The sequence below is a fragment of the Streptomyces olivoverticillatus genome, from assembly GCF_014203555.1.
Classification (GTDB): Bacteria; Actinomycetota; Actinomycetes; order Streptomycetales; family Streptomycetaceae; genus Streptomyces; species Streptomyces olivoverticillatus.
Genome location: NZ_JACHJH010000013.1, coordinates 1 through 8,654, shown reverse-complemented (window position 1 = coordinate 8,654; position 8,654 = coordinate 1). Strand labels below are relative to the sequence as shown.

Genomic DNA, 8,654 nt, shown 5'->3' with positions numbered 1-8,654 from the left:
CACGTCACCGCGACGCTCTCCGGCGTCCGAGCCGCCTGCGCCGCGAACACCTCATGCACACACTCGCCCACAGGGAACTCGACCGTGGCATTCCATCCACTCACCAGCCGATCGAGCTCACCATCCGGAAGGCGCGCCGCAGACGCATCGCCCGCGGCATCCGCGGCCATGGCCTCCAGCACCGACCGGTACATCGAAGCGAGACGCTCCAGGTTCGCCCGGCTGATCACATCCGTCGTCGTGCCCAGATTGACCTTGCCGCCCGCCGCAATGGCGCTCAGCGCGAACTCGTTGCCGCCTGCGTTCTCCGTCGCACCGGTGTCCACTGCTGCGGCGTCCACCTGGTAGAAGTCCTGGTGGTCGAACATCGTGGTGATCAGGCGCTGGCCGTTCCCGGCGTCGCGCTGGATGGCGGAGAGCGGGTAACGGCGGTATGCCCAGATCTCCGCTTCCTGCGCGTACACCCGCTCGACCAGCTCCCGCCACGTACCCGCCGGCCGAGTGCCCGGGAACGGGACGGTGTTCAGGTGCATGCCCAGGACGCGCTCGGCGTCCGGAGCCTCCAGGCGGCCGTGGTAGACCACGCCGGTGTGGAAGGCGTCCTCGGCCGTGAGGGTGCTCAGCACCTTCACGTGCGCGGCCAGCAGCACGCTCTTCAGCGAGGCCTTCGCCTCACCGGCCAGGTGCCGCAGGCCCTCCTCCAGGTCCTCGAAGGGCACCTGCAGCCAGTAGCGTTCCTCGGCCTTGCCGTTCTCATCGGCCCAGGTGGCCGGGACCTGCATCGGGGCGTGACCGGCGACGATGCCCTGCCAGTACGCGCGGTGCTCGGGGCTGGCCAGCGAGTCGAGCTCGGCGGCCACATAGTCGGCGTAACGCACCGACGGCGCCTGGTAGTCGGGCAGCTCGCGACCCTCGCGGAGGTGCCGGTAGCACTCCACGATCTCCATCATCAGCGTGTTCAGCGTCCAGCCCTCGGTGACCGCGTGCGAGTGGCTGATGGTGAGCCGCCAGGCCCCCTCCTCCTCGACGTGCGCGCAGAACCGCAGCAGCGGGGCGGTGGCCAGGTCGAATCCGGCGGCCCACTCCCCGTCGGTGTACTCACGCCGCAGACGTTCGAGCTCCTGGGCGTCCTTGCCGCGCCAGTCGTGCATCGTGACCGGGACCTCGGCCGTGGCATGAACGAGCTGCAGCGGCTGTGAATAGCCGCTCAGGTGCATCGACGTGCGCAGGATGTCGTGGCGCTGGGCCACGACATCCACGGCCTGGCGGAGCACCGGCAGGGAGAACTCGCGCTCGTCCGGGATCCGGAACGAGTTGATGTTGTGGTAGACGTTCCTGGCCGTGTCACGGGTGGCCAGCATCTCGACGAGCATGCCGGTCTGGATCTGCGACAGCGGATAAGCGTCGACCACGTCCTCGGGCAGCGCAGCCCGGTCCTCGGCACCGATCAGCGCAAACGGCTCAACGGCGCTGATCAGCGACTCGCCCGCCACCTGACCCGACAGCCGGCCCGCGAGCTCGGCGACGGTCCGGTGCTCGAACACCTCACGCACCGACACCTCGTAACCCGCCGCACGCAGACCGCCGACCAGACGGACCGCTCGGATCGAATCACCGCCGATGTCGAAGAAGCTGTCCTCGACGCCCACCTGCTCCAGGCCCAGGACGTCCGACCAGATGGCGGCCAAACGCTCCTCCACCGGAGTCCGCGGCGCCACGTAGCGGCTCGCCGAGAACGCGGCCGCGTCCGGCGCCGGCAGCGCACGGTAGCCGAGCTTGCCGTTCGCGGTCAGCGGGATGGCGTCCAGCGCCACATAAGCGGCGGGGACCATGTACTCGGGCAGGCTCGCGCCCAGGTGCGCTCGCAAACCGGCCGCGTCCAACTCACCGGCCTCAAGGACCACATACGCCACCAGGGACTTGTCGCCGCCCCGCCCCTCACGGGCGACCACCACGGCGTCCCGGACTGCGGCGTGGCCGCGCAGCGCCGCCTCGATCTCGCCGAGCTCGATGCGGTAGCCACGGATCTTGACCTGGTTGTCGATGCGGCCGAGGAAGTCCAGTGAACCGTCCGCCAGCCGTCGCGCCAGGTCTCCGCTGCGGTAGAGCCGCGCGCCCGCCGGACCGAACGGGTCCGGAACGAACCGCTCCGCCGTCAGTGAAGGACGGTTCAGATAGCCACGGGCCAGGCCGAGGCCTCCGATGTAGACCTCACCGGGCACACCGACCGGTGCGAGGTGAAGGTCCTCGGTGAGGACGTACATCGTGCTGTTGGGGATGGGATCGCCCAGCGGGATGAGCTCGGAGTTCGGGAGTCCGTCGATCACCTGACCGGAATTGCCGATGGTGATCTCCGTCGGCCCGTACTCCGAGCCGACACGGGTGCCCTCCTCCCCCGCCAGCTTCCGCCAGCGGGCGGCCAGCGCGGTGGGGAAGGTGTCGCCGGCCGCGATCACAAGGCCGGCCACGTCGCGCGCCTGCTCCGCAGTGAGCTGGTGCGTGAGCAGGTCCAGGTGACCGGGGGTGAGCTTGATGAAGCTGAACGGCCCGGCCGCGGCGAGCGCGGCACCGAGTTCTGCGGTGTCCAGGTCCATCGGCATCAGGTGGACGGGCTGTCCGGTGATCAGCGGCGCGAAGAGGTTGGGAATGCCCAGGTCGAACGAGATCGACGAGAAGAGCGGTGCGCCCGTCGTGCCGTGCGACGCATAGCCGTGAGCCGTCCACTGGAGGTAGTTGACCAGACCGTCCTGGTGGACCATGACGCCCTTGGGCTTGCCGGTCGAGCCGGACGTGTAGATCACGTAGGCCAGTTGCTGCGGATCGACGGACCGCTCGACGGGGGTGGCAGGCTGCGCTTCGATCAGGGAGCGGTCCTCGTCCAGCACCACGAAGGCACCGTCGTGGGCACCGTCCATGATGTGCTTGAGCTCGGACGTGGTGACGACGATGGACGCACGGGTGTCATCGAGCATGTACGCCAGCCGCTCGGCCGGAATGCTGGGGTCGAGCGGCACGTAGGCCGCACCCGCCTTCCAGACGCCCAGCAGGGCGGGGACGAGATGGAGGTCCCGGTTCAGCGCCACACCGACCAGGGTGTCCGGGCCGGCACCGAGCCCGCGAAGGTGGTGGGCGATCCGGTTGGCACGCCGGTCGACCTCGGCAAAGGTCAGCCGGTCCTCGCCGACGACCACGGCAACCGCGTCGGGCGTGGCCGCGGCTTGCTGTTCGACCAGGTCGACCGTGATACCGGCCGGCCACTCCACGGTGGCGCCGGCGCCCCACCCGGACAGCAGCAGCTCGCGCTCGCCCTCCGGAAGGCACGCCACGGCCGCATCACCCGCGGCGTCGGCGGCCATCGCCTCCAGCACCAGCCGGTACATCGAGGCGAGCCGCTCCAGATTGACGGGGCTCATCACGGCCGTCGTCGTCACCAGCTTGATCGCCCCGCCCGTGGCGATGGCGTTGAGCGCGAACTCGTTGCCGCCCGCGTTCTCCGACGCACCGGTGTCCACCGCCTCGGCGTCGACCTGGTAGAAGTCCTGGTGGTCGAAGAGCGTGGTGATCAGGCGCTCGCTGTTGCCCGCGTCGCGCTGGATCGCGGGGAGCGGGTAGCGCCGGTGCGCCCAGATCTCCGCTTCCTGCGCGTACACCTGCTCGACCAGGTCGCGCCACGTACCCACCGGCCGGGTACCCGGGAAAGGCACCGTGTTGAGGTGCATGCCCAGGACGGCCTCGGCGCCCGGCGCCTCCAGACGGCCGTGGAACACCACGCCGGTGTGGAAGGCGGACTCGGCCGTGAGGGTGCTCATGACCTTCAGGTGCGCGGCGAGCAGCACGCTCTTCAGTGACGCCTTCGCCTGGACGGCCAGCCGCCGCAGGCCCTCTTCGACGTCGTCGTACGCCACGGCCAGCTGGTGGTATTCGGCGGCAGCGCCGTTCTCGTCCGCCCAGTTGTCCGGGAGCCGCATGGGGCTGTGGCTGGCCAGGACGAACTGCCAGAACGAACGGTCACTCGGGTCGGCCAGCGAGTCGAGCTCGGCGGCGACGAAGTCGGCGTAACGCACCGACGGGGCCTGGTAGTCGGGCAGCTCGCGACCCTCGCGGAGGTGCCGGTAGCACTCCACGATCTCCATCATCAGCGTGTTCAGCGTCCAGCCCTCGGTGACCGCGTGCGAGTGGCTGATGGTGAGCCGCCAGGCCCCCTCCTCCTCGAGCTGGGCGGCGATGCGTATCAGCGGTGCGGCGGCGAGGTCGAATCCGCGGGCCCACTCCTCCTCGGCGAGCGCCCGCAGCGCGTCGTGCTGCTGGTCGGCGCTCATGCCGCGCCAGTCGTGCATCGTGACCGGGACCTCGGCCGTGGCGTGGACCAGCTGCAACGGCTGCGCATAGTCGCTGAGGCTCATGGAGGTGCGCAGGATGTCGTGGCGCCGCACCACACAGGCGACGGCCTCCTGCAGAACCGGCAGCGAGAACTCGTTCTCGTCCGGGATCCGGAAGGAGTTGATGTTGTGATACAGGTTTCCGCCCGCCGTACCGGCGGCCAGCATCTCGACGAGCATGCCGGTCTGGATCTGCGACAGCGGGTACGCGTCGACCACGTCCTCGGGCAGCGCGGCCCGGTCCTCGGCACCGATCAGTGCAAACGGCTCGACGGGGTCGATCAGCGACTCGCCCGCCACCTGGCCCGACAGCAGACCGGCGAGCTCGGCGACGGTCCGGTGCTCGAACACCTCACGCACCGACACGTCGTAACCGGCGGCGCGCAGCACGCCCACCAGCTGGACGGCTCGGATGGAGTCGCCGCCCACCTCGAAGAAGCTGTCCTCGACGCTCACCCGCTCCACGCCCAGGACGTCCGACCACATGACGGCCAGACGCTCCTCCAGCGGAGTCCGCGGAGCGATGTGCCGGGCCCCGGCAAATGCGGTCACGTCCGGCGCGGGCAGGGCGCGGTGGTCGACCTTGCCGCTGTTGGTCAGCGGAACACGGTCGATCGCCACGAAGGCGGCGGGAACCATGTAGTCGGGCAGACTCGCGCCCAGGTGCCGGCGCAGCTCCATCGTGTCCAGCGGATCGTCGGCCACTACGTAGGCGACGAGGGTCTTGTCGCCGGCACCGTCTTCGCGGGCGGAGACCACGGCGTCCTTCACGCTCTGGTGAGCGCGGAGCACGGTCTCGATCTCACCGAGCTCGATGCGGTAGCCACGGATCTTGACCTGGCTGTCGATACGGCCCAGGTACTCCAGCGAACCGTCCGGCAGCCGCCGCACGAGGTCACCCGTGCGGTACAGGCGCGCACCCGCGGGACCGTACGGGTCGGGGACGAAGCGCTCCGCGGTCAGGCCGGCACGTCCCATGTAGCCACGGGCAAGACCTATACCGCCGATGAACAGCTCACCGCTGACGCCCTCGAGAACGGGCTGGGCGTTCGAGTCGAGCACGTGGACGTCGGTGTTGGCGAGCGGCTCACCGATGGAGACGGACTCTGCCTCCTCCGGGACCTCCCAGAAGGTCGACCAGATCGTCGTCTCGGTCGGACCGTAGACGTTCACCAGACGCTGGGTACGAGCACGCAGCTCGTTCGCCAGCTCCGGCGAGCACGCCTCGCCGCCGACCAGCGCCGTCACCGCGTAGTTGTCGAAGCCGGCGGCGAGCATGAGCCGCCACCCGGAGGGGGTGAGCTGCGCGTGCGTGACACGGTTCTTGTTGATCAGCTCAAGGAGTGCTTCCGCGTCCCTGGCCTGACCGCTGGATGCCATCACGACCCGGCCACCGGTGATCAGCGGCAGGAACAGCTCCAGACCCGAGATGTCGAACGAGATCGACGTCGACGCCAGCCACGCGCCACGCCGGCCGATGCCGATGTCGTCCCGGACGGATACCAGCAGGTTGTGCAGCGCCTGGTGGGGGATCATCACGCCCTTGGGCTTGCCGGTCGAGCCGGACGTGTACAGCACGTACGCCAGCTCGTCACCACCCGGCCGGACACCCAGCGGCTCAACAGACTCCTGCCCGATGACCTCATGCTCGGCGTCCAGCAGCACACAGCGTCCGTCGAACTCAGCCACACCCGACTCGGTGACCAGCACCGAGACCCCGGCGTCAACCAGCATGTAGTCACGACGCTCCGCAGGAAGCGCCGGGTCGACCGGCACATACGCCGCACCCACCTTCCACGACGCAAGCATCGCCACCAGGACGGCAGGGCTGCGCTCCAGGCACACACCCACCACGGAACCGGCACCAACACCCAGCCCCAGCAGATGACGGGCCAACTGGTTCGAGCGCTTCTCCAGCTCCTCATAGCTCAGCCGCTCATCAGCACACACCACCGCAACCGACCGGGGAGTGGAGGCCGCCTGAGACTCGAACATCTCAAGGGTCAGTACCTGGTTTGTCGCTTCGGTACGCAGGCGGGACACGTGGGGCTTCTCCACTTCGGGTAGGTAGGCGGCGGTGGCGTCGCCATCAGGGTCGTTGGCCATCGCTTCGAGGACGAGCCGGTACATGGCGACGAGGCGCTGCGCGGCGGCCGGGCCGAGCGCATCGGTGCCCGCCTTGACGACGAGCTTCCCGCCGGTGGCGATGACGTTTACTGCGAATTCGTTGGCCCCGGTGCCGAGGCCTGCTCCGACGTCGACCGTGTCGGAATCGACCTGGTGGAAGTCCAAGTGGTCGAACATCACGGAAATGAGGCGATGTTCGGTCCGGGCGGAGCGCTGAATGGCCGGGAGCGGGTAGCGGCGGTGCGCCCAGATCTCCGTCTCCTGCGCGTACACCCGCTTGACCAGCTGCTGCCAGGTGCCGGTGGGCCGGGCCACCGGGAACGGCAGCGTGTTGAGGTGCATGCCGAGCACCCGGTCGGCCCCCGGCGCCTCCAAGCGGCCGTGGAAGACGACGCCGAGGTGAAATGCGTCCTCGGTGGTGAGCGCACTCATCACCTTCGCGTGCGCGGCGAGCAGCACGCTCTTGAAGGAGGTGTCGGCCTGCTTGGAGAGCCGCCGAAGGTCTTCTTCGAGGTCGCGGAAGTCGAGCTCGAGCCGGAGCGCGTCACCGGCCTCGCCCTGGGCACCCCACCCTGCGGGCAGGGTGAAGGGGACGTTGGCATCGGTGATCCGCTCCCAGAAGGACCGGTCGTCCTGGCTGGAGACGGACTCCGTCTCGGCGGCGATGAAGTCGGCGTAACGGACGGCGGGTGCTTCGTACGCCGGCAGCTCACGGCCGTCACGGAGGTGCTGGTAGCACTCCATGAGCTCCATGAGCAGGCTGTTGACGGCCCAGCCCTCGGCGATGGCGTGGTTGTAGCCGAAGACCAGCCGCCACGCTTCGTCCGACTCCAGGTGCACCGCGACACGCATCAGGGGCGCGTTGGTCAAGTCGAGCAGTGAGACCCCGTCATCGTCGGCGAACGCCCGCAGCGCAGCGAGCTGCACGTCGTCGCCCTGACCCCGCAGGTCCCGGACGGACAGGGGCAGTTCGGCCGTGGCATGCACGAGCTGGAGGGGCCGCGAGTAGCCGCTCAGATGCATGGAGGTCCGCAGCCCGTCGTGCCGGGCCGTCACCACGTCCAGCGCGGCTTGCAGGGCTTCGGCGGAGAAGGGGTGCTCATCGGGAATCCGGAACGAATTCACGTTCTGGTAGAGGTTTCCGCTGTCCGGGCCTGCGGCCAGCATCTCGACGAGCATGCCGGTCTGGATCTGCGACAGGGGGTAAGCGTCGACGACGTCGGCGGGCAGCGCGGCCCGGTCCTCGGCACTGATCAGCGCGAAGGGCGCGATGGGGTCGATCAGCGACTCGCCTGCGACCTGGCCCGACAGCCGGCCCGCGAGGGCGGTGATGGTGCGGTGCTCGAAGACCTCGCGTACGGATACCTCGTAGCCGGCCGCGCGCAGACCGCCGACCAGGCGTACGGCGCGGATGGAGTCGCCACCGACGTCGAAGAAGCTGTCTTCGATGCTTACTTGTTCCAGGCCCAGGACGTCGGACCAGATGGCGGCCAGGCGCTGTTCCAGGGGGGTGCGGGGTTCTACGTAGTGGCGGGCGGGGAACATGTCCTGCTCGGGTGCGGGCAGGGCGCGGTGGTCGACCTTGCCGCTGTTGGTCAGCGGAACACGGTCGATCGCCACGAAGGCGGCCGGGACCATGTAATCGGGCAGACTCGCGCCCAGGTGCCGGCGCAGCTCCGCCGTGTCCAGCGGATCGTCGGCCACTACGTAGGCAACGAGGGTCTTGTCACCGGCACCGTCCTCGCGGGCGGAGACCACAGCGTCCTTCACGCTCTGGTGAGCGCGGAGGACAGTCTCGATCTCACCGAGCTCGATGCGGTAACCACGAACCTTGACCTGGGTGTCGATACGGCCCTGGTACTCCAGCGAACCGTCCGGCAGCCGCCGCACGAGGTCACCCGTGCGGTAAAGCCGTGCACCCGCCGGACCGAACGGATCGGGGACAAACCGCTCTGCGGTCAGACCGGCACGCCCCATGTAGCCACGGGCCAGGCCCATACCGCCGATGAACAGCTCACCGCTGACACCATCCGCAACAGGGCGGCCATTGGAGTCCAGGACGTAGACGTCCGTATTCGCGAGGGGTTCACCGATGGAGACGGACCCGGTCTCCTCCGGGACCTCCCAGAACGTCGACCAAATCGTCGT

The 8,654-nt window shown here is 69.0% G+C and carries 1 protein-coding gene; it reads right to left on the bottom strand.

What is annotated here, in order from left to right; translation table 11 throughout:
* Positions 1-8,654: non-ribosomal peptide synthetase (locus tag FHS39_RS25040; RefSeq protein WP_184351770.1), on the bottom strand; the 8,654-nt coding region annotated here is incomplete at both ends.